The following is a 21,550-nucleotide window of genomic DNA, read 5'->3' on the forward strand; positions in this document are numbered from 1 at the left end:
GTCAGCTCTCCAGCACCGAACGCAGGTCCCACAGCGCGCGCCAGGTGGCCGAACCCTGCTCCGCACGCCTGCGCACCGGCCCGTCCCAGTACCCCAGCAGCCGTGCCGCGTCGGCGGGGTCGTCCTTGCGGACGACGCCGAGCAGATGGCCGGGCAGCAGGGAGAGCACGTCCCGGTCGCCGGGGAAATAGGCGGCGGCCAGGCCCAGGGAGCCCGCGACGGAGACGGCCTCCGCCGTGCTCATCACCGTGGAGGGGCGCTCGACCTCCCAGCCCTCGACGGAGCGGCCGTCGCGCAGGTCCCGGAAGGCGGTGACGAGGGCTTCGAGGACCGCGTCGTCCACCTGGTAGGCGGCGCCCACCCGTTCGACCGCGGCCCGCGACTGGCGCCGGACGAGCGCGGTCTCGGCGTCCACGTCGCCGATGGGGCCCACCGTCTCGAAATTGAAGCGCCGCTTCAGTGCGGCGGACATCTCCGAGACGCCCTTGTCCCGGAGGTTGGCGGTGGCGATGAGGGTGAAGCCGGGGGCCGCGTGCACCTGGGCGCCGTCGCCGCCGGCCAGCTCGGGAACCGCGATCCGCCGTTCGGAGAGCAGGGACACGAGAGCGTCCTGGACCTCCGGCAGGCAGCGGGTGACCTCCTCGACACGGGCTACGGCGCCCCGGGTCATGGCGGTGAGGACCGGGGAGGGCACGAGGGCCTGCTCGGTGGGGCCCTGGGCGAGCAGCAAAGCGTAGTTCCAGCCGTACTTGAGCTGGTCCTCGGTGGTGCCCGCGGTGCCCTGCACGGTGAGCGCGCTGGTCCCGCAGACGGCCGCCGACAGCAGCTCGGAGAGCATGGACTTGGCGGTGCCCGGTTCGCCGACGAGGAGCAGTCCGCGTTCCCCGGCGAGGGTGACCACGCACCGTTCGACCAGGGCGCGTTCGCCGACGAACTTCTGCTCGATCACCAGACGGCGCGGCACCCCGGCTCCGGGCCGGGCGCCCTTGGGCAGGCTCAGTGCGTCACCCGCGCTGCCCATCACGAAGGTGACGACGGCACGGGGGGTGAGCAGCCAGCCGGGCGGGCGGGGCCCGGAGTCGTGCGCGGCGAGGAAGGCCAGCTCGGTGGCGTACCGGTCCTCGGGCGGGGTGATCTGCCGGGGCCCGTGACCGGGCGCGGTCGCCTGGCCCGGGACCCCTCCCGCGGTGGTGCCGGCCGGGGCGGTGCTGCCGGGAGCGGGGCTGTCCGGGGTGGTCGTGGTGTCGTTCGTCATCGGCGGCGGCCCTTCCGGGTGGCGCGGGTGTTGAGTTCTTCGAAGGCGGGGGCGTCGCCGCCCCGGACCCGGGCCCAGGCGGCTGCGTACAGCGCGGGGACGGGAAGGTGGGGCAGGGTCCGGGCGGAACCCTCCACGGGGTACAGGCTTTCCTTCCAGGTCTCCAGCGGCAGCCCGGGGGCGCCGCGTTCGAGCCAGCCGCAGGGAAGGAACAGGGTGCGGCCGGCGCGCGAGCGCTTCGCCTCCACGACGAGGTCGGTGGCGGCGAGTTCCGCGCGGGCCTTCTTGATCCGGGCCGGCTTCCACCCGGTCCAGCGGACGCAGTTGCGGTCCGTGGGGTCGGGCAGGGTGAGCAGCATCAGATAGAGGGCGGCGGCGTCCTCGCTCAGGGCGAGGGCGTCGGCGGCCTCGGCCACCAGGTCCGGCACCGCACGCGTCGGGTCCTGGGCCGGGTGGTGCGCCGAGCCGTCGGGGGCGCCCGCCGAGGCCAGGGCGTCGGCCTCCGGGCCCAGCAGGGCGCGCAGGGCGAGGAAGTCGCCGGTGCGGTGCGGGCTGACGGTGCCCTCGACCAGGCCGAACGCCGGGTCGTCGGGGCCCGCCAGGCCGGCCGGGCGGATCAGCAGCCTCTCGCTGTCGCCGTAACCGGGGGCGAGGAGCAGGGCCGATCCGGCACGGACCATGCCGTCGGCCTCGGCGCCGCCGGACTCCGGGAGGCCGTGCGCGGCGCGGATCGCGGTGCCGAGGGAGACCCCCGACTCGGTCCAGTCCAGACCGAGGTCCAGGACCAGTGAGGGGTCCGTGACGCGGCTGCGCAGGGCCGCGAGGCCGACGGGCAGGCGGGCCCGCAGAGGGTGCCCGTACGGCAGCGTGTACGCGAGGGTGCGCAGGGCGGTCAGGACGTTGGAGATCGCGCCGCGCCCACCCACCCGGAGGAGGGCGGGGCGGGTGCTGCCGTCCGGTACGGGCGTGCCGTGGGCCAGCCAGCCCTTGGTGCCCGCGTTGAGGAGCAGGTCGACGGAGGCGGCCGTGGCGCCGCTGAGGTCGAGGTCCAGTTCCTCGGGGACGCGGACGAGGGAGCCGAGGTGTTCGCGCCACGCCTCGGCCGCGGCCCGGACGTCGGGGCCCGTGGTCCACAGCTCGGCCGGGTCCGCGGGCAGCAGCGCCCGCAGCACGGTGTGCCGGTCGTCGCGGGGCAGGGCGTCCAGCCGGTCCTGGGCGCTCTCGAAGGCGCGGGTCTTCGCGCCGAGGAGGGCCAACGCCTCGGCGTCGGGCTCCTCGACGGCCGCCGACAGCAGCGCGGTGGCCTGGAGGGGGCCGACTCCGGTGGCCGTGTGGAACGCCTCGGCGGCTTCCGGGCGCCAGGGCGCGGGGCCCTTCTCCCGTACGAGGGCGGTCAGCCGGGTGAGCCGGTCGCGGGTGATGCCCTGCCGGTAGACGTGCTCGCGGTCGAGGGTGAAGCCGGGGACGGGTCCGAAGGCTGCGGTCGGATCGTGGTCGAGGGCGAGCCAGCGGGCGGAGTCGTCCCGGGAGTTGCGGCCGTGGTCGGAGAGGACCACGACGGTGCGGGAGCCCTTGCGCAGGACCTGGCCCAGGCGGTGCACGGCCTCGGGGCGTCCGTTCCGCCCGGGGTCGGCCGTGTCGAGCGGTTCGACGAGTTCCACCCGCCGGACCGTGCCCGCGGGGTCGGCCAGCGGGCCCGCGGCGAACGCTTCCAGCAGCACGAGGAGCCCGGCGCGGTGCTCGGCGGAGGTGGCCTCCGAGGCGGCCCGGTAGGCCAGTTCGGGCAGCTTGTCGAGGAGGGTGGTCCAGGCGGGGGACTCGCCGGGCACCGTGTACGCGTCGCGCTGCCAGCCGTCCACGGGGGTGAAGGGCACCTTCGACGGCGTGGCCGGGCCGAAGGCCGGCTCACCGCCGAGGACGTGGTTGACGGCGAGGATCTGCCGGATCGCCGTCCACCGGGACCCGCCTCCCCACCAGGAGCCGCGCATCTTCTCGGCGCCCCAGGCGGTGGCGGCGCGCAGGGTCGCGTCGTCGCCGTGCTCGGGCTCGTGGTCGAAGAACATGCCCTGGGTGCGTGCCGTGTTCCTGGGCGTGACCGGCTGCGCGGGTGCGGGTGGTTCCAGGTACTGGGCGACCGCGACGGCCCGGTCGACAGCGGTCCGCACGAGCGCGGTGACGCCCGCGAGGAGGCGTGCGTCGGACACCTCGGGCAGGACCCGGGCGACGGCTTCCTCGCTCATCTCCCGCGACGAGGGCCCGGTGTACTCCTCGGCCGCCCGGAACGCCTTCAGGTGGCGGGCGACCGCGGTGGCGACCTCGTCGAACAGCTCCTGGGCCCGGGCGTCCGTCAGCTTCCGCAGGGCGGCGGAGCCCTGCTCGTCCCTCGGGCGCAGGGCGTGCCAGTAGACGGCGGGAGGAACGTAGGGGGTGCCCGCCGCGTCATTCCCGCCGGAGGAGTCGGTGCCGACGGACCACAGGCCGCCGCCGGTGCCGTCGGTGTCCGCCGGGTGCGCTTCGACGGACCGGTGGCGCAGGACCGCGACGGGCCGGGACCCGCCGGGCAGGGTGAGGGCGCCGAGCGGCACCACGGTCGCGCCGTCGGGCAGCGGGTGCGGCAGGGTGACCGTGTGGCCGTCGGGGGTGCCGGCGACGGTCCGGTCCCCGTCGGCGGGAGCGGCCGTGCCGGGCTCGGTGGCGGTGCGGCGGACCCAGCGGCCGAGGACCGTGCCGTCCGTGCCGAAGGGGGTGGTCTCCAGGCCGGGCTGGAGGGGCAGCACCTGGCAGTGTTCGGCGAGCAGCCGGGTGCCGTCCCGCACTCCGGAGCGGAGGAAAGCGGGGAGGGAGGCGCGGCCGTGGGTGCCGTTGGCCGGGTCGTACTCCAGCCATACTTGGCGGGTGCCCTGGTGGCCCTCCCGCCAGTACCCGGTGCCGTCCGCGAGGACGGCGCGCTGGGGCGGGAGAGTGGTGTCGCCCGCGTGCAGGGCTTTGCCTCCGGTGGCGCGGCCGCCGCCGGGCAGCGGTACGCAGACCTCGTCCGACAGACTGGGGCGGCCCCAGCGGGGGACCTGGTCGCCTCCGACGGTGAAGACCTCGGCGGGGCGGTGCGACCAGTAGCCGCGCTGCTTGCCGTCCTCCCACCAGATCACCAGCAACTCGCCGTCGACGAACCGGAAGGCGGGTGTCCGCCACTGGTCGGTGCTCGGGGGCAGCCGCAGGGTGTGCCGCAGCAGCACGCCTTCCGGCCCGACGACGACCGCCCGCTCCAGGGTGTTCAGGATCAGGGCGGGCCAGGCGCCGGTGACGCCGACGTTCTGCGACCGGTTGTTCCCCCGCCGCGCAGCGGTGGCGGCCTCGGCGGCCAGTTCGGCGTAGGTCTCGTCGAGCGCGGGCCAGCCCAGTTCGTCGAGGACGCCCGTGCGCAGGGTGTCGGCGAGCAGGGGGACGACGTCGTGCTCGTCGAGCAGGCGCGCGGCCTTGGGGGCCACGTCCGCGACGACGGCGCGGAACGGCGAGAGCTTGTTGAGGGCGATGCGCAGCCCGGGCAGTCCCCGCGCGGCGGTGTACTGCTCGGCGCAGCCGGTCAGCCACTCGCGCAGGAGGACGGAGAGCACCGGGTGTGCGGCCAGCTTCGCCGTGCCGGCGTCGCTCAGCCGCTGATGGTGCCCGTTGCCGAGACCGCCGACGTTCCGGCGCAGGAGGTCGCGGAAGCCCGGGTGCCCGGCGATGGCGGCGAGGTCCCGCCGCCCGGGCGCGTCGTCGGCGAGCCACTGGCCCAGCGCGAAGCCGTGCGACCGCGCGTGGCCGCGGCCCGTGACCTCGTCGTCCGGCTCGGCCACGGGGACTCCGGAGGCGAGGCAGAGGTCGAGGAGGTCCAGGTCGGCGGTGGGCTGCCAGCGGCCCTGGAAGAGTTCGACGGGGCGTCCGTCGGCGCGCAGCCGGTCCGTCATCCGGGCGGTGAGGTCCAGGGTGCGGGGGCTGCGGCCCGAGGTGGCCCGGTTGCGGCGTCGGTACGCCTCCCAGCGGGCGAGCCAGTCCGCCGGGGAGACGGCCGCCTCGCGGATGCCGGTCGAATCGGAGGAGGCCGGGTCGTCGGCCGGGAGGGCGGTCAGCAGTTCCTCGGCGCCGGACTCGGCCAGCAGCCCGAGCCAGCCGGATTCGCCGTCCGTGTCCCCGCCGCTCTCGCTGAAGGTCTCCGGGAAGAATCCGAGGAGCCGGGCCCTCACGGACGCGTCCGCCCGGGCGAGAGCGATGAGCGCGGCGCCGTAGGTCGCCCAGAACGAGGCGGGAGCACGGACGACTCCGGGAGAGCCGATCAGGTCGGCCACCAGCTCGCGTTCGGCGCTCTCGCGGTCCAGCCCGGCGGCCTTGACCAGCGTGCGTACGTCCTGCGGAAGCGCCGCGTACGGCGGCATCCCGGCGGCGCACCGCTCGACCAGCAGCCGGCGGAACTGCGCCCAGGCGTCCGCCGGGGCGAGCCGGGCCACCAGGTCGCGTACGTACTGGCGCAGCGCCTTGACGGTCAGTGCGCCGGCGAGGGCGAACTCCAGGAAGACGGCGCGCTGCCGGTCCTCGTCCACGACCAGGCCGTGGACCCGCTCGGCCTCACGGGCCTTGCCGAAGAAGGAGGCGGCGTAGGTGGCGTTCTCGGCCTGGAGGAAGAGGCGGGCCACCTGCTCGTAGTAGGTGGGGAGGAAGTGCGGGACGGCCCGGCCGAGGCGGGTGCCGAGCTCGTCGAAGCCCTCCTTGGCGGCGCCGGCGCGGGTCTTGGCCTGTCGGCCGAGCCGCTCGATGTCCTTGACCAGGGCGAGGGCGTGGTGCCCGTTGGCCGGGTCGTTGACCAGTGCCCAGGCGGGGAAGCCCAGCGTCTCGCGGCGGACCTGTCCGACGACGGGAGCCTCCGCCGTCCGGGCCAGCCCGAGGAACTCCAGGGCGAGGTCCTCGGCTTCGCCGAGCGTGCCGGGGACGAGCCGGACCACCGGGCGGTCCCCGAGGACGGTGTGCGTGTAGGTGCGGGCGGTCAGCGTGTCGGCGTCGTCCCGGTCGGTGGTCCCGGCCGGGAGGATCGCGCCCGCGTCCAGCAGGCTCGCCGCGCGGGCCTCGGCGGCGGGGTCGAAGGCGCCGCGGCCCCGGTTCTGGGCGGGCAGGGCCGTCGAGCCCGCTGCCGCCGTGTTCGCTTCGGTGTTCGTCGTGATGCTCATGCCGCCCGCTCCTCGTCCTCGACGTCGCGGCCGGCGTAGAGCGCCGCCGCCATGCGCATGCCCTCGGACCACGCCACGGGGCCGACCTCGGCCGCGGTCAGGGCGCGTCCCGAGGCGTCGGTCCAGCCCAGCGGACCCGTCTCGGTGTCGTACGCGTCGTATCCGTCGTGTTCGCCGATCCAGATGCGCGCCTCGACACCGGCTCCGTCCTCGACGACCGGGCAGACCGCGTATCCGCCGCGCGACCGGTACCCGAGTTGGGTGACGCGGCCGTGCAGGAAGCGCAGTTCCTTGAAGACGCCGCCGGCGTAGGTGTCCACGGAGGTGGTGTCCGGGGCGAGGCCGGCCGGGCGGTGCCACACCTCGCGGAACAGCTGCTCGACGTTCTGGCGGACTTCCAGCTCGACCGCGAACTCCCGCAGTTCGTCGAGGTCCTCCAGCAGGACGGGGTGGGGCACGTGGACGATGCCGGGGGTGATGCGGACCGTGTCGCCGTCCAGGTCGACGAGGCCGAGGCCGCGCTCGGGATCGACGTCGCGCAGGAACCCGGCGACCCCGCCGTCCGCGCCGGTGACGACCACGTCCCGCAGGGCGGCCTGCCACGCCGGGTCGGGCCAGACCCGGGCGAGCACGGCCGTGGGGACGGGCAGCGAACGCACCATCCACTGCTCGACGTCGCTCAGGCACCGCTTCTCGTGCCGGTCCAGCCACTCGGTCAGCTGCCGGAGACCGACGACCGCCGGATCGTCCTTCACCTTGGCCGGAACGGACTTCAGCCGCCGGCCCTTCCCGTTGCGGCAGACCACCTTGCCCGCCTCCAGAGCGACTTCGTAGTCGCCCGCCGAAACCCACCCCATGCGCTGTTCTCCCCGTCGTGCCGGACAGTTGCCGCCGTGGCGGCATGCTGATGAATCCCGTCGACGGCAACGCACCGTGACGATTGAAGGAGACTCTAGGCGGCACCAGTGACAATGGGTTCGGAGCCCCGGGAGAACCGCGGCCGCGGTGACCCGAGGACGGCCCGCGACGCGATGGTTCCGCCGTACGAGCAGCCGTTCCGCGCCCCGCGGCGTTTCCGGACGGACCGTCCCACGGCATTTCCTGACGGACGGAGAAGGGGAAGACTGGGCCCATGAGAGACATCGTCTTCACCCGCCGGAGCGGCTGGATCCCGAGCGTGATCCGCGAGGACGGCGGGCTGAAGCTGATGCTGGGCGCCGGGGCCGACGCCAACCGCGAGCCCCGCACCTTCACGTTCCCCATCGGGGAGGCCCATCTCGCGGTGATCCAGGAGGATCTGGCCAGACACCTGCTGCTGTGGAGCGCCGTCCTCCCCTTGTGCGACGCCGCCGGAACCCGGGGCGAGCTCGACGAGAACGCCGCCGTCGCACTCCTGGACCCGGTCCTCCTCTCCGCCCCCGCGGACGTCGACGCGCTCTTCCGGCGCATCCCGTGGGACAGGGGCCGGCTCATCTCCCACGGGGCCGACATCGGTCTGCTGGAGCGAGGTCAGCTCTGCGCGGCCCTGCGCACGGCGACGGAGATGTCCGACGCGAAACGCGCCCAGGAGTACCGCGCGAACCGCCGCCGCGCCGAACGCGGGACAGTGCTCGGTCCCCTCGACACCGCGATTCTGCGGTACACGGGCCAGTACCTGCACGGCGCGACGATTCCGAGGCGGACCCCCGACGCCGTCACCCCCGCGCTGCTGTCCGAAGTCCTACGGGTGGTCGCCACCGCCGAACGGGCGTGCGCCGGGATGCGGATCGGCCGCGACCCACGAAGGGGGAAGCGCGCCACGGACAAGCGTGCGTGGAACCGGATGGCGACGACGGTGGAGGCCGCCGTACGCCGTGCATACCCTGAGTTCGCCGATGACACGGTGCGCACCCTGAGTTTCCTGATGTGCTCGGAGGCCGCGGAGCGCTCCAGGAACACACCCCTGGAGGATGACGAGGAGGCTGCCGGCGTCGGCGGGAGCGCGCGGAAGACGGCCCTGTCGTTCACCGACGACAAGGACGTCGAGAAGAAGTGGCGCCGGGACGGTCCCCGCACGGCCGTCGCGGAGTTCTGGGAGTTCGTCGGCGACCGCTCCGCCGCGGACAACGAAGTGTTCACCATCGAGGACGAGGAGATGGGCGAGGGGATCCAGCTCCACTTCTACGCGGACTCCATCGCCCGGGTCACCACGGTACGAGAGGGTGTCGGCGGGGCGGATCCGGAGTACCGGGTCGAGTACGGCCTCGTCGACGGGATCGACGGGTACCGGAAGCTGGTGAGCGCCTTCGTCCTCGGCGGCTGCGCCGCACTCGACGGGCACGGGCCCTGGATGTCGGATGTCGCGGAGTTCGAACGCGCACGTCGACAGCGCCGCGCCGAGTAGTCCCGACCGGTCTCGCGCAGTCCCGACCGGTCTCGTGTCGCCCGTTCGACGCGTTCGGGCGCCGGCCTGGAGGCGCGCCCCCGCGGGCACCGGCTGACCAGGAAAGGGGAGGGGGCGCCCGTCCGTGCGGGCACCCCCGGGGTGGTTCGGCCGCGATCGCCCGACGGCGATCGAACAGTGGTGGTTCGCGGCGTCAGAGCGTGCGGGCGGCCGAGGCGATGGCGGACGCGAAGGTCGAGACCTCGGCGTAGACACCCGGGTAGCCGGGCCGGGCGCAGCCGTAGCCCCAGCTGACGATGCCGACCTGGATCCACTCACCGGCGTTGTCCCTGCGGAACATCGGGCCGCCGGAGTCGCCCTGGCAGGTGTCGACGCCACCGGTGTCGGGGTATCCGGCGCAGATCTCCTCGTTCGCCACGAGTTCGTTGCCGTAGGCGGCACGGCAGGCGGCGTCGGACACGAACGGGACGTTGGCCTTGAGCAGGTAGCGCTGCTGGCTGCCGCCCTCGCGGTTGGCACCCCAGCCGGCGACGGTGAACGTGCCCTGGTTGAAGGCGGTGGTGGTGGCGATCTTCAGCGTGGGCTGGTTGATGGGCTGGGCGAGCTTGATGAGCGCCCAGTCCTTGCCGGCGCCGTTGTAGCCGGGGGCCCGGAGAACCTTGGTGGAGCGGACCTTGACCGCGCTGGACGACTGGAGATCGACGACGCCGCCGGTGGCGGTGATCGATGTGTTGTTGCCCGACGCGCCCACGCAGTGGGCGGCGGTGAGGACGATGTCCTGGGCGTACAGGGCGCCGCCACAGCCCATGGAGAGCCGGACCATGAAGGGGAACTCGCCCTGGGCGGCACGGGTTCCGCCGACCACGGGGTTGGGGGCGGCCGAGGCCGTGACGGGCTGGAGACCGACGACCGCGACAGCGACGGTGGCGACGACGACGGAGCATCTCTTGAGCGCACGCAGGAGTTGCTTCACGGACTGCCTTCTTTCGTGGGGGGCTGCTGGGAGGACCACGCCAGGGGCACGACGCAGCACTAGCCATGCACCTGTCAAGGTGAATCGATTGTCAGGACCGGTCCCCGCTGCCACAAGGCACACTTTCCGGCCAGCCTCAGCCGGTCAGACAGGCCCCTCGCCCTCGGCTTCGCCCGCAAGGCCGTCGGCCCCGCTCTCTTCGGCGGACGACCCCTGCCCCACGAGCGCAGTCGGCGGCCGCCCTCTCCGCCCCGCCCTGCTCGCCGGATTCATCGGCGTAGCCGTACCGGGCCCCGGCTGGACCGCCCTGGGCCGGGCCAGGACCGCGGCGATGGCCGCGGCCGCACCGGCCATGCCCCCCCCGTCCGCGCTGCGACGGCCTCCGAGTCCCCCAGCCCATCGAGGCGATTCCCGGTGTGCGTACGCGACGGCGGTTCCTACCCCCTCAAAGTCTCCAGCAGCCGCAGCCACACCTCGCTGATCGTCGGGTACGCCGGAACCGCGTGCCACAGGCGGGCGACGGGCACCTCCCCCGCGACCGCGACCGTCGCCGAGTGCAGGAGTTCGCCGATGCCCGGGCCGACGAAGGTGACGCCGAGCAAAATCTCGCGGTCCAGGTCCACCACCATCCGGGCGCGGCCCCGGTAGCCGTCGGCGTAGAGGCCCGAGCCGGCGACGGAGGCGAGGTCGTAGTCGACGGCGCGGACCCGGTGACCCGCGCGTTCGGCCTCGGCGAGGGTCAGGCCGACGGACGCGGCCTCGGGGTCGGTGAAGACGACCTGGGGAACGGCCGCGTGGTCGGCGGTGGCCGCGTGAGCACCCCACGGGGCGGTGTCCAGCGGGTCCTTCGCCGCGCGGGCGGCGATCGCCGCTCCCGCGATCCGGGCCTGGTACTTGCCCTGGTGGGTCAGCAGAGCGCGGTGATTGACGTCCCCGACCGCGTACAGCCAGTCCGTGCCCTCGACGAGGCAGCTGTCGTCCACGGAGAGCCAGGAGCCGGGTTCCCGTCCGATCGTCTCCAGGCCCAGTTCGTCGGTGCGCGGGGCCCGGCCGGTGGCGAAGAGGATCTCGTCGGCCTCGACGCGGCCGCCGTCGTCCAGCTCGACGGTGACCGGACCGTCGGGTGCGGGGCGGTGGAGGGCGGTGACGGAGACACCCGTACGGATCGTGGCTCCGGCCTCCGTGAGCGCGTCGGCGACCAGCTCGCCCGCGAACGGCTCCATCCTCGGGAGCAGGCCCGCGCCCCGGATCAGCAAGGTCACCTCGGAGCCCAGCGCCTGCCAGGCGGTGGCCATCTCCACGCCCACGACTCCCCCGCCGACGACCACGAGCCGGCCGGGAGCCTCCTTGGCGCTGGTGGCCTCGCGGCTGGTCCAGGGGCGGGCCTCCGCGATGCCGGGGAGGGCGGGGACGACGGCCCGGGTGCCGGTGCAGACGGCGACGGCGTGCCGGGCGGTGAGGCGGTGCTCCGTACCGTCGGGGGCGGTGACGGTGACCTCCCGGGGGCCGGTGAGCCGGCCCGTACCGCGGTACACGTCGGCTCCGACGCTCTCCAGCCAGGCGACCTGGCCGTCGTCCTTCCAGTGGCTCGTCTCCTCGTCCCGTTTGGCGAGGACGGCTCCCACGTCCAGCGGGCCCCGGACGGCGGCGCTCAGTCCCGGCACCCGGCGGGCGTCGGCACGGGCGACGACGGGGCGCAGCAGCGCCTTGCTCGGCATGCAGGCCCAGTAGGAGCATTCGCCGCCGACCAGTTCGGATTCCACCACCGCCGTGGTCAGCCCGGCGGCGCGGGCCCGGTCCGCCACGTTCTCGCCCACGGGCCCCGCGCCGATGACCACCACGTCGTAGGGCGAGCCTTCGGGGATCTTGCCTGCGTCAGTCATGGAAACAGTCTCCTCGTGGGTGTGCGCACCGGCCACATGGGCAGGCGGAATAGCGCAAGTGCAGTCACCGTTGTGCCGGACAGGACCGGACAGGACCCCACGGGCACAGGAAGAGGTACCCCAGAATGAGCACCGTCGAGCTCACCAAAGAAAACTTCGATCAGGTCGTCAGCGACAACGATTTCGTCCTGATCGACTTCTGGGCTTCCTGGTGTGGCCCCTGCCGGCAGTTCGCGCCGGTCTACGACTCGGCCTCCGAGCGCCACCCGGACCTGGTCTTCGCCAAGGTCGACACCGAGGCGCAGCAGGAGCTGGCGGCGGCTTTCGACATCCGCTCCATCCCGACGCTGATGATCGTCCGGGACAACGTCGCGGTGTTCGCGCAGCCCGGCGCCCTGCCGGAGGCGGCCCTGGAGGACGTCATCGGACAGGCCCGGAATCTGGACATGGACGAGGTCCGCAAGTCGGTCGAGGAGCAGCAGCGGGCGGCGGAAGCGGGGCAGGCACAGCCCGAGGCCCAGTAGTCACGCGGCCGGGCGGTCGGCCTAGGCGCCCGGCCTGGCCTCACCCTCCGCCCCGGCGACGCGGACCGACATACCGTAGTCGAGTTCCTCGCCGTCGATGAGTACGGCCTCCACCGTCCGGGTCTCCGGATCGACGTCCGCCTCCATGCCCTCGCCGGCGTACCGGGGGTAGCCGGAGGCCCCCGTCTCGCCGGTGGCGGCGACGACCGCGGACCGGATCGGCCGACCGGGGGCTCCGGACCGCGTCCTGCTGTGGTCGGGGATCAGGAGCAGCTCGTAACTCTGCGGATGGCTCATGCCTCCGACGCTAGACATGCGCCGTGCACCACGCACGTCCGGCGTCGGAGGCGTTCAGCTGGATTCCCGGTGGACGGCGCTGGTGCGGAGCAGGTCGTGGTGGACCGGTGGCCCGCCCGGGTGCTGGACCATGCGGTCGATCGTCTCCGCCAGCGGCTGCGGCATGGCCAGCTCCATCCGGACGGTGCTCAGCCGGGGGCGCAGCAGCCTGCCGATGAGGGAGTCGTCCGCGCCGATCACCGCTGTGTCGGCGGGCACGGCCACCCCGGCGTCCTGGAGGGCCCGCATCAGCAGCATGGCGTACTCGTCGTTGTACGCGAACACCGCGTCCAGCCCCAGTTCCCCCCAACGGGCGGCGAGCCGCTGCGCGGATTCCTCGTCGTACCCCAACGGCAGCGGGCAGACGCGGGCCCTCACGGATTCGGCGGCGCGCCGGGCGCCGGCGAGGCGGGTTTCCGAGAAGGACTCCCGGCAGGGTTCCTGGGGCATGACCACACCGATGTGGCGGCGGCCGCGGGCCACCAGGTGTTCCACGGCGCTCTCCCCGACCCGGCGCTGGTCCATGACCAGGCCGTGCGCCCCCGGCACCGGGTCGGGCCCCAGGGTGATCACCGCCTTGGCGCCGGACCGGGTCAGGATGCCCGTGCCGTGGGGGGTGAGGGTGATGCCCGGCGGGACGACGACGGCGACGGGCCGCAGTTCGGCCCAGGCCGTGGCCGCCTCGTCGGCGGTGAGGCCGACGCTGCCGTACTGGACGACGGTGTAGTCCAGCCGGCGCAGCCCCGACTGGAGTTCTTCGAAGAAGTACTGGTGCAGGGGCCCCCCGGGTATGTGGCCGGAGGGCAGCAGGACCATGCGGCTGTGTCCGGCGCGCAGGCTGCGGGCGGCCGCGTGCGGCACGTAACCGAGTTGGAGGGCGGCCTCCCTGACCCGGCGTCGGGTGGGATCGCTGATCCGGACGGTGGCGTTGTTGTTCAGCACGTAGGACACGGTGGCCCGGGACACTCCGGCGAGGCGGGCCACATCGGCGCTGGTCGGGACGGAGACTTCGGCGGGCTGCTTGGGTAACTGGCTCATGGCGTCGGGCAGTCTTCCAGACCCGTGGGAGCGGGTTTCGGCCCGGGGCCCGCAGCCCCGGTCACGGTGGCCGGAACACCGCCCCGCGCCCCCGCTCCGACGCCCCCCTCCCGGGATCCGGAGGCAGGGGTTCTACGGTGTGGTGATGACGTTCCACGACAGCGCCTACCGTTCCGACAACCCCTCTGACGTGCCCGGCAGCAGCGGGCCGAGTGCCACGGTGCAGGCCGATCCCGCCGAGGTGGGATCCGTGCGCACCTCCTACGCCCCCGATCGCGACGGCGATCCCGACCCCGGCGAGATCGTCTGGACCTGGGTGCCCTTCGAGGAAGGCGACGGGCGCGGGAAGGACCGCCCGGTGCTCGTCGTGGCCCGCGAGGAGGCGGGCACGCTGCTCGCCGTCCAGCTCTCCAGCAAGCAGCACGACCGGGACCACGCGTGGGTGGCGCTGGGCGCGGGTCCCTGGGACAGCTCGGGGCGGCCGTCCTGGGCCGATCTGGACCGGGTGCTGCGGGTCCACGAGGACGGGATGCGCCGGGAGGCGTGCGCGCTGGACCGGGACCGTTTCGACCGGGTCCTCGAACGGCTGCGTGAGCGGTACGGCTGGAGCTGAGCGCCGGGGGCGGGTCGGCCGGTCAGGACCTGGGGCGCGATGCCTGCGAGGCACCCCGCAGCGGAGCCCGGCGGGCTCCGGGTCAGGCGAAGGTCCGGGTGAAGGCGGCCCGGACGGCGGAGTCGGGGTTCCGGTCCAGGATCCCGAAGACGATCTGCTCGAAGTGGCCGCCGAACCGGCCGCCCTCCCCGATCAGTGCCCGGAACGCCTCCGCCACCTGCCCCGGATCGTTCTCGAAGACTCCGCAGCCCCAGGCGCCCAGGACGAGCCTGCGATAGCCGCGGACGGCCGCGACCTCCAGGACCCGTTCGGCGCGGGACGCGAGGGCGGCCGGGATCAGGTGGGCGTCCTCGGGGGTCTGCCGTCGGATCACTCCGGCGTTCGGCGCGGGCGAGGTGAGGAATCCCGCCGCGTACGGGGCGTCCAGAAAGCGGCCGCGGTCGTCACGGAAGACCGGCACGGCGGGCGAGTGGATCACCCGGTCGGTGTAGAAGGCGCTGCGTTCCGCGCGGTGGTGCGCGTAGTACTCGGGGGCGCGCAGGAGGGTCGTGTGGAGGGCCGATCCACGGCACAGGGCCTCTTCCTGGGCCTGGGCGCCGTTGAGGTAGCCGCCGCCGGGGTTGCGGGCCGAGGCGTAGCTCAGGACGGCGACCCGGCCGGGGCCTTCGCCGGTCATCCGGCGGGCCGCGGCGAGGCTGCTCTCGGCGGTGACCTCGATGTGCGGGGTGCGGTCGGTGTCCAGGGCGGCGACCGGCACCGGATCGGGGCCGTAGAGCCGGGTGCCGGAGCGCGCGGCGGCCACCGCCCGTTCGATGGACACGTCCTGACCTGCCGCGTTGCGGTATCTCCCGGTCTCGACGACCGCTTCTGTCTCGCGCGCGATGCCGCGCAGCCGCGCGCTCACCGGCGCTCCCCCGTGTGGTGCATACGGGGCATGCTGGCGGGAAACCCGGCCTGGGCGCAATCGGATTTTCCTGGCTCGGGGGCACCCTTGTGCGATCTCCGGGTACGGGTTTGGCTGGGAGGCAGGCAGCTGAGGAGGAGACCCCATGGCCTTGGACATTCCCGGCGCGACCGGCTCGCGCCCGGACGCCACCCCGCTCGACGAGAGCGGGGCGGAGGACTTGCTGCGCGGCATATGTTTCAAGACGGGTCCGCCCCGGACCGTGGGCGTGGAACTCGAATGGCTCATCCACGACCGGGAACGTCCGCACGTTCCGGTCGGCCAGGAGCGGCTGGACAGCGCCGTCGAGGCGGTCCGCGCGCTGCCCCTGAGCGCCGCGCTGACGTTGGAGCCGGGCGGGCAGCTGGAGCTCAGTTCGCAGCCGGCCGGCTCGTTGATGGAGTGCGTCGCGACGACCGCGGCCGATCTGGCGGCGGTCCGTGCGTCGCTCGGCTCGGCGGGGCTCGCGCCGGTGGGGCTCGGCGTGGATCCGTGGCAGACCGCGCACCGCAGGCTGCGGGAGCCGCGTTACGAGGCGATGGAGACCGCGCTGGACCGGGCGGGGCCGGCCGGGCGGGCGATGATGTGCACCTCCGCCTCGGTCCAGGTCTGTCTGGACGCGGGCGAGGAGGAGCCGGGGCCGCTCGGTCACGGGCGGCGCTGGCAGCTCGCGCACCTGCTGGGCGCGGTGTTGGTGGCGGCGTTCGCCAATTCGCCGTTCCAGCAGGGCCGCCGGACCGGCTGGTCCTCCACCCGGCAGGCGCTGTGGACCGACCTCGATCCGGGGCGGACCCTCGCCCCGGGCACCGGGCACGCGCCTCGCGAGGCCTGGGCGGCTCATGTCCTGGACACGACCGTGCTGTGCATCCGGTGCGAGAGCGGCCCGTGGGACGTCCCCGAGAATCTGACCTTCCGCGAGTGGATCCGCACCGGTTCGCCCCGGCCTCCGGTGCGGGCCGATCTCGACTACCACCTCACCACGCTGTTCCCGCCGGTCCGGCCGCGCGGCCATCTCGAACTGCGCATGATCGACGCGCAGAGCGGGCCCGACGGATGGCTGGTGCCGCTCGCCGTCACCACGGCCCTGTTCGACGATCCGGAGGCCGCCGAGACCGTCTACCGGGCCGTGAAACCGCTGGCCGAGACGGCCGGCTCGTCGGCCGCCCCGCGCAATCCGCTCTGGACCGCCGCCGCGCGCGAGGGTCTCGCCGATCCGGAGTTGCGGGCCGCGGCCGTCGCCTGCTTCGGAGCGGCGCTCCCGGCGCTGGAGCGGATGGGCGCGAGCGACGCGGTGCGCGACACGGTGGCCGCCTTCACCGACCGCTACGTCGCCCGGGGCCGATGTCCGGCCGACGATCTGCCGGAGCCGGACGACCTCACCGATCTCAGCCTGCTGACCGAGCGGAAGGCGGCCTCCGCATGACCGAGCACCGTGGACCCCAAGAGCACCGCGCAGAGTCCGAGCCCCGTGAGCTGTCCGACGCGTTCGATCCCGCCCAGGTCTCCGGCCCCGCCGCCGGCGGCTTCCCCTTCGCCGCCGGTGTCGATCCGGAGGTCCTGCGTCGGCGTGCCCTGGCCGCGCTGCTGGCCGCGCGTGAGCGCACCACCCTGCTCACCGACAGCGTGGACGACGGTGAACTGACCGCTCAGCACTCGCCGTTGATGTCGCCGCTGGTCTGGGACCTGGCGCACATCGGCAACCAGGAGGAGCAGTGGCTGCTGCGCGCCGTCGGCGGCCGGGAGGCGCTGCGCCCGGAGATCGACGGGCTCTACAACGCCTTCGAGCACTCGCGCGCCTCCCGCCCCTCGCTGCCGCTGCTGGCCCCCGCCGAGGCCCGGACGTACGCCTCCGACGTACGGGGCCGGGCACTGGAGCTGCTGGAGGGCACCCCTCTACACAAGGGCGGAGGCCCGTTGGAACGGGCCGGGTTCGCCTTCGGGATGATCGCCCAGCACGAACAGCAGCACGACGAGACCATGTTGATCACCCATCAGCTTCGGGCGGGGCCGGCGGCCCTCACCGCGCCGCCGCCTCCCGCGCCCCCCGAGCCCGTCGGCGCCGAAGCCGTTGCGGCCGAAGTGTTCGTCCCCGGGGGCCCGTTCACGATGGGGACGTCCGCCGAACCGTGGGCGCTGGACAACGAACGCCCCGCGCACCGGCGCGACGTGGCGGCGTTCCACCTGGACTCCTCGCCGGTCACCTGCGGCGCCTACCTCCGCTTCATCGAGGACGACGGGTACGGCGACGAGCGCTGGTGGGCCCCCGAGGGCTGGGCCATGGTCCGTGAACACGGCCTCTCCGCACCGCTGTTCTGGCGCCGCGACGCGGGGCAGTGGCTGCGCCGCCGGTTCGGGGTGACCGAGCCGGTGCCGCACGACGAACCGGTGCTGCACGTCAGCTGGTACGAGGCGGACGCGTACGCCCGCTGGGCCGGGCGGCGGCTTCCCACGGAGGCCGAGTGGGAGAAGGCCGCCCGGCACGACCCCGCCTCCGGCCGCTCGCGGCGCTATCCGTGGGGCGACGAGGACCCGACGCCGGAGCGGGCCAATCTGGGGCAGCGCCATCTGCGCCCGGCGCGGTCCGGGGCGTATCCGCTGGGCCGGTCGCCGGCCGGGGCGGGGCAGTTGATCGGCGATGTGTGGGAGTGGACCGCCAGCGACTTCCTGCCCTATCCGGGGTTCGTGGCGTTTCCCTACCGCGAGTACTCGGAGGTCTTCTTCGGGCCCGGGCACAAGGTACTGCGGGGCGGCTCGTTCGCCGTGGACCAGGTCGCCTGCCGGGGCACCTTCCGCAACTGGGACCTTCCGGTGCGGCGGCAGATCTTCGCCGGTTTCCGTACGGCGAGGGATGCCTGATGTGCCGCCATATCGCCTATGTGGGCGAGCCGGTGGCGCTGGGCGAGGTCCTCCTGCGGCCTCCGCACTCCTTGGTACGGCAGTCCTGGGAGCCGCGCCGCCAGCGCCACGGCACGGTCAACGCGGACGGCTTCGGCGTCGGTTGGTACGCCGACGGGGACCCGGCCCCCGGACGCTACCGCCGCCAGGGCCCCATATGGGGCGACGAGACCTTCACCGATCTGGCCCGGGTGGTCCGCAGCACCGCGCTGCTCGCCGCCGTACGGGATGCCACCGAGGCGGGTGCGGACGGGGAGGCCGCGGCCGCGCCGTACGCCGCCGGGCGGCTGCTGTTCAGCCACAACGGGGCGGTGAGGGGCTGGCCCGCGTCGCTCGCCGGCCCGGCCGCCGCCCTGCCCGCCGAGAGGCTCCTGTCGCTGGCCGCCCGGAACGACTCGGCGCTGATCTGGGCGCTGATCCGGCACCGGACCGACGCCGGGGACGAGGTGCCGCGCGCCGTCGCGGAGACGGTCCGCGAGGTCGCGTCCGCCGCCCCCGGCTCGCGGCTGAATCTGCTGCTCACCGACGGCGCCACCATCACGGCGACCGCCTGGGGCGACACCCTCTGGTACCGCACGGAACCGGGCCGCCGCACCGCGGTCGCCTCGGAACCGTATGACGACGACCCGCTCTGGCACGAGGTCCCCGACCGCACCCTGCTGGTCGCGACCGCTTCGGACGTCCTGCTCACCCCGCTCAAGGAGCCCCTCGCGTGAGTCCCTATTCCCTGACCCGCACCCTGCCGGTGGACGCGACGGAAGCCGCGCTGCGCGCCGATGTCCTCGGCGGTCTGACCCGGCATCCCAAGACGCTGCCGCCGAAGTGGTTCTACGATGCCCGCGGCAGCGAGCTGTTCGAGGAGATCACCCGGCTGCCGGAGTACTACCCGACCCGCGCGGAGCGGGAGATCCTGCAGACCCGGGCCGAGGAGATCGCCGCCGCTTCGGGGGCCCGGACCGTGATCGAGCTGGGTTCGGGGTCGTCCGAGAAGACCCGCCATCTCCTGGAAGTCCTCCCCGAGTTGCACTCCTACGTCCCGGTGGACGTGAGCGAGAGCGCGCTGACGGGGGCGGCCGAGTCGCTGCTGGCCGAACACCCCGGCCTCTCCGTCCACGCACTGATCGCGGACTTCACCACCGGCCTGGTCCTGCCGGGGACGCCGGGCCCCCGGCTGGTGGTGTTCCTGGGCGGCACGATCGGCAACCTGCTGCCGGAGGAACGGGCGGCGTTCCTGCGGTCGGTGCGCGCGCTGCTCTCGCCCGGTGACGCGCTGCTGCTGGGCACGGACCTGGTGAAGGAGGAGGAGACGCTGGTGGCCGCGTACGACGACGCGGCCGGGGTGACGGCGGCCTTCAACAAGAATGTCCTGAGCGTCGTCAACCGTGAGTTGGGGGCCGATTTCCCGCTCGACGGCTTCGACCATCGCGCGGTGTGGAATCCGCAGGAGCGGTGGATCGAGATGCGGCTGCGGGCCCGGCGGGCGCTGAGCGTCAAGATCCGGGAGCTGGATCTCGTGGTGCCGTTCGAGGCCGGTGAGGAGCTGCGTACGGAGGTGTCGGCGAAGTTCCGCCAGGAGGACGTCCGCGAGGAGCTGGCCGCCGCCGGGATGCGGCTGGCTCAGTGGTGGACGGACTCGGCGGGCCGGTTCGCCCTGTCGTTGGCCACGGCGGTCTGACCGGGCCGGCCGGACGGGCCGGCCCCGCGGGGCCCTCCGGGCCCGAGGACGGCCGCTCGTGCCCTGCGGGCCAGGGCACGGCGGCCGGCCCCGCCGTCCGCGGCGATCGGCGCGAGCACGTCGACACGGGCGGTGAGCCCGGCCGCCCGCACCACCCGCCACAGGGAGGCGGCGAGCGGGTCGGTCCCGACGAACGCGACCGCGCCCGCGGGCCGGTCCGAGCAGTGCGCCGCGACACCGTGCGCCGCGGCGCGGTAGGTGATCCGGACCGGCCGGACCGTCGCGCCGGAGTCGATCGCCGCCTGGAACACGGCGGGCCGGAACACGCCGCCGCCCCGTCCGCACCAGGTGCTGCCCTCGGGGAAGACCACGACCCGGGAGCCGGAGCGCAGGGCCGTCGCGATGTCCCGTACGGCGGCGGGCAGGGCGCGCAGCCGGTCGCGGTCGATGAACAGGGTGCCGCCGAGCGCGGCGAGAGGCCCCAGGAGCGGCCAGCCCCGGATCTCGCGCTTGGCCACCGTGCGGCCGGGCAGCACGGACGCGACCAGCGGTATGTCGAGCCAGGAGATGTGGTTGGCGACGACCAGTTCGCCCCCGTCCGGGGCGCGGTCCGGCGCGTGCCGCCGGACCAGGACGCGTACGCCGAAGGCCCGCACGACGGCGCGCGCCCAGCGCCGGGTCAGCCGGAGTCGCGGGCCGGTCCCCAGCGGCCGGACCAGCGGGACGCAGGCCACCCCCAGCAGGACGAGGGCGCAGCCGGCCAGCAGGAGGAGGGCGGCGGGCAGCGGAGCGCGTACGGCTCCGGTGTGCCGGGCGCAGCCGTCCGGGGTGCACGGGGCGACGGGCAGCCAGCCGGTCATCGCAGCGGGGCCAGGGACAGGAAGTGGCGCAGATAGCGAGGGTCGGTCCGGCGCAGGGAGAGCAGGACGTACAGGTCGGCGACGTTGAAGTCGGGGTCGTACGCCGGGGCGCCGCAGATCTGGGCGCCGAGCCGGAGGTAGCCGCGCAGCAGCGGCGGGAGGTCCGCCCGGGAGCCGGCCTCCGGGCCGTGCGCGGAGGAGTCCCAGAGGCGGTGCGGGGTGACCCAGTACTCCTGGGGGGCGAGGTGTCCCGCGCGTACGGTGTTCCAGCTGCGGGCGGCCGAGGCGCCGCCGTCGGCCAGCGGCAGGGAGCAGCAGCCCGCTATCCAGGTGTGGCCGGTGCGCTCCATGTAGCGGGCGAGTCCGGCCCAGACGAGGGCGATGACCGCGCCGTCGCGGTGGGCGGGGTGGACGCAGGAGCGGCCGACCTCGACGAGGTCGTCGCGGATCGGGGCGAGCCTGCTGAGGTCGAACTCGCTCTCCGCGTAGAGGCGTCCGGCGATCCGGGCCCGGTCCGGCGGCAGCAGCCGGTAGGTGGCGACGACATCGCCGGTGGCGGTCTCCCGGACCAGCAGGTGGTCGCAGTAGGCGTCGAAGGCGTCGCTGTCCAGGCCGGGTTCGGGTCCCTCCAGCCGGGCTCCGAGCTCCCCGGCGAACACCAGGTGGCGCAGCCGCTGCGCCGCGCGTACGTCCTCCTGGCAGGTGGCGAGGGAGACCCGGTAGGCCGGTTCGGGGGCGGTGGCGGTCTCGGGCGCGGGGCTCGGGGCGGCGGCGGGAGGAGCGTGGTGCGGGGCGACGGGCAGCACGGTCATGGCGGTCTCCGGGGACGGAAGAGGTCTGGGGCCGGACCGTCGCGGGTGCGACGCACCGACCCCTTACTTCTTCCGTCACCGGCTGGATTCGACGTGACCGCCGTGGGGAGCGCGGATGTGCGACGGCTGAATCCCCAGGGACGGGGCGTCCGGGCCCGCCGC

The 21,550-nt window shown here is 74.2% G+C and carries 17 protein-coding genes; 7 read left to right on the forward strand and 10 right to left on the reverse strand.

Features of this window, described 5'->3' with window-relative positions; genetic code table 11:
* Position 1: 1 nt before the first annotated feature.
* Genes IE145_RS22455 through IE145_RS22465 form a run of 3 tightly spaced genes read right to left on the reverse strand, consistent with a single transcriptional unit; the run spans position 2 to position 7,310 of the window.
* Positions 2-1,255, reverse strand: a complete 1,254-nt coding sequence (locus tag IE145_RS22455) for an ATP-binding protein (protein ID WP_189527249.1) — start codon at positions 1,253-1,255, stop codon at positions 2-4.
* Entirely contained in the window at positions 1,252-6,453 is a 5,202-nt protein-coding gene (locus tag IE145_RS22460) for a hypothetical protein (protein ID WP_189527250.1), read from the reverse strand. The genes IE145_RS22455 and IE145_RS22460 overlap by 4 nt, the downstream gene beginning before the upstream one ends.
* The gene (locus tag IE145_RS22465) at positions 6,450-7,310 is read right to left on the reverse strand and encodes a DUF4132 domain-containing protein (protein ID WP_189527251.1); all 861 of its coding nucleotides are present in this window, start codon (positions 7,308-7,310) and stop codon (positions 6,450-6,452) included. Before IE145_RS22465 ends, IE145_RS22460 begins: the two co-directional genes overlap by 4 nt.
* Before the next feature lie 275 nt (positions 7,311-7,585).
* Between IE145_RS22465 and IE145_RS22470 the strand changes: the two genes are divergently transcribed.
* Positions 7,586-8,836 carry a DUF6357 family protein gene (locus IE145_RS22470; RefSeq protein WP_189527252.1) on the forward strand — a complete coding sequence of 417 codons (1,251 nt, stop codon included), beginning with the start codon at positions 7,586-7,588 and terminating at the stop codon, positions 8,834-8,836.
* A 193-nt stretch (positions 8,837-9,029) separates the two neighbouring features.
* On the opposite strand, the gene IE145_RS22475 is transcribed toward IE145_RS22470, so the two are convergent.
* Both IE145_RS22475 and IE145_RS22480 read right to left on the reverse strand, forming a co-directional pair.
* Positions 9,030-9,809, reverse strand: coding sequence for a S1 family peptidase (locus IE145_RS22475; protein WP_189527253.1), 780 nt, complete (start codon positions 9,807-9,809; stop codon positions 9,030-9,032).
* Between the two features lie 437 nt (positions 9,810-10,246).
* Positions 10,247-11,692, reverse strand: a complete 1,446-nt coding sequence (locus IE145_RS22480; RefSeq protein ID WP_189527254.1) for a dihydrolipoyl dehydrogenase family protein — start codon at positions 11,690-11,692, stop codon at positions 10,247-10,249.
* A gap of 125 nt (positions 11,693-11,817) precedes the next feature.
* Between IE145_RS22480 and trxA the strand changes: the two genes are divergently transcribed.
* A complete protein-coding gene (trxA, locus tag IE145_RS22485) occupies positions 11,818-12,216 on the forward strand; it encodes a thioredoxin (RefSeq protein WP_189527255.1) in 399 nt (132 codons plus the stop codon).
* A 21-nt stretch (positions 12,217-12,237) separates the two neighbouring features.
* Here trxA and IE145_RS22490 read toward each other — a convergent pair whose 3' ends face one another.
* On the reverse strand, positions 12,238-12,513 hold the full coding sequence (locus tag IE145_RS22490; RefSeq protein WP_189527256.1) for a hypothetical protein: 276 nt from the start codon (positions 12,511-12,513) through the stop codon (positions 12,238-12,240).
* A 54-nt stretch (positions 12,514-12,567) separates the two neighbouring features.
* Positions 12,568-13,590 carry a LacI family DNA-binding transcriptional regulator gene (locus IE145_RS22495; RefSeq protein WP_189527257.1) on the reverse strand — a complete coding sequence of 341 codons (1,023 nt, stop codon included), beginning with the start codon at positions 13,588-13,590 and terminating at the stop codon, positions 12,568-12,570.
* Between the two features lie 145 nt (positions 13,591-13,735).
* On the opposite strand from IE145_RS22495, the gene IE145_RS22500 reads away from it, so the two are divergent.
* Positions 13,736-14,203, forward strand: coding sequence for a type II toxin-antitoxin system PemK/MazF family toxin (locus IE145_RS22500; protein ID WP_189527258.1), 468 nt, complete (start codon positions 13,736-13,738; stop codon positions 14,201-14,203).
* An 82-nt stretch (positions 14,204-14,285) separates the two neighbouring features.
* Here the strand turns inward: IE145_RS22500 and IE145_RS22505 are convergent, their stop codons facing one another.
* Entirely contained in the window at positions 14,286-15,107 is an 822-nt protein-coding gene (locus IE145_RS22505; protein WP_189527259.1) for a TIGR02452 family protein, read from the reverse strand.
* Between the two features lie 145 nt (positions 15,108-15,252).
* Here IE145_RS22505 and egtA point away from each other — a divergent pair, with 145 nt between their 5' ends.
* From egtA to egtD, 4 genes are read left to right on the forward strand one after another with little or no spacing between them, the layout of a single operon-like run.
* Entirely contained in the window at positions 15,253-16,569 is a 1,317-nt protein-coding gene (egtA, locus tag IE145_RS22510; RefSeq protein ID WP_189527260.1) for an ergothioneine biosynthesis glutamate--cysteine ligase EgtA, read from the forward strand.
* Positions 16,566-18,002: an ergothioneine biosynthesis protein EgtB gene (gene egtB / locus IE145_RS22515; RefSeq protein WP_189527261.1), complete on the forward strand. Its 1,437-nt coding sequence runs from the start codon at positions 16,566-16,568 to the stop codon at positions 18,000-18,002. Before egtA ends, egtB begins: the two co-directional genes overlap by 4 nt.
* Positions 18,002-18,757, forward strand: coding sequence for an ergothioneine biosynthesis protein EgtC (gene egtC / locus IE145_RS22520; RefSeq protein ID WP_189527262.1), 756 nt, complete (start codon positions 18,002-18,004; stop codon positions 18,755-18,757). The genes egtB and egtC overlap by 1 nt, the downstream gene beginning before the upstream one ends.
* A complete protein-coding gene (gene egtD / locus IE145_RS22525) occupies positions 18,754-19,716 on the forward strand; it encodes an L-histidine N(alpha)-methyltransferase (RefSeq protein WP_189527263.1) in 963 nt (320 codons plus the stop codon). The genes egtC and egtD overlap by 4 nt, the downstream gene beginning before the upstream one ends.
* Here egtD and IE145_RS22530 read toward each other — a convergent pair.
* Positions 19,659-20,576: a lysophospholipid acyltransferase family protein gene (locus tag IE145_RS22530; protein ID WP_189527264.1), complete on the reverse strand. Its 918-nt coding sequence runs from the start codon at positions 20,574-20,576 to the stop codon at positions 19,659-19,661. The genes egtD and IE145_RS22530 overlap by 58 nt on opposite strands.
* Positions 20,573-21,388 (reverse strand): GNAT family N-acetyltransferase, encoded by an 816-nt coding sequence (locus tag IE145_RS22535; RefSeq protein ID WP_189527265.1) that lies wholly within the window; start codon positions 21,386-21,388, stop codon positions 20,573-20,575. Before IE145_RS22535 ends, IE145_RS22530 begins: the two co-directional genes overlap by 4 nt.
* Positions 21,389-21,550: the final 162 nt, after the last annotated feature.

Source organism: Streptomyces sindenensis (genome assembly GCF_014649035.1).
In the GTDB taxonomy this organism is placed as follows: Bacteria; Actinomycetota; Actinomycetes; order Streptomycetales; family Streptomycetaceae; genus Streptomyces; species Streptomyces sindenensis.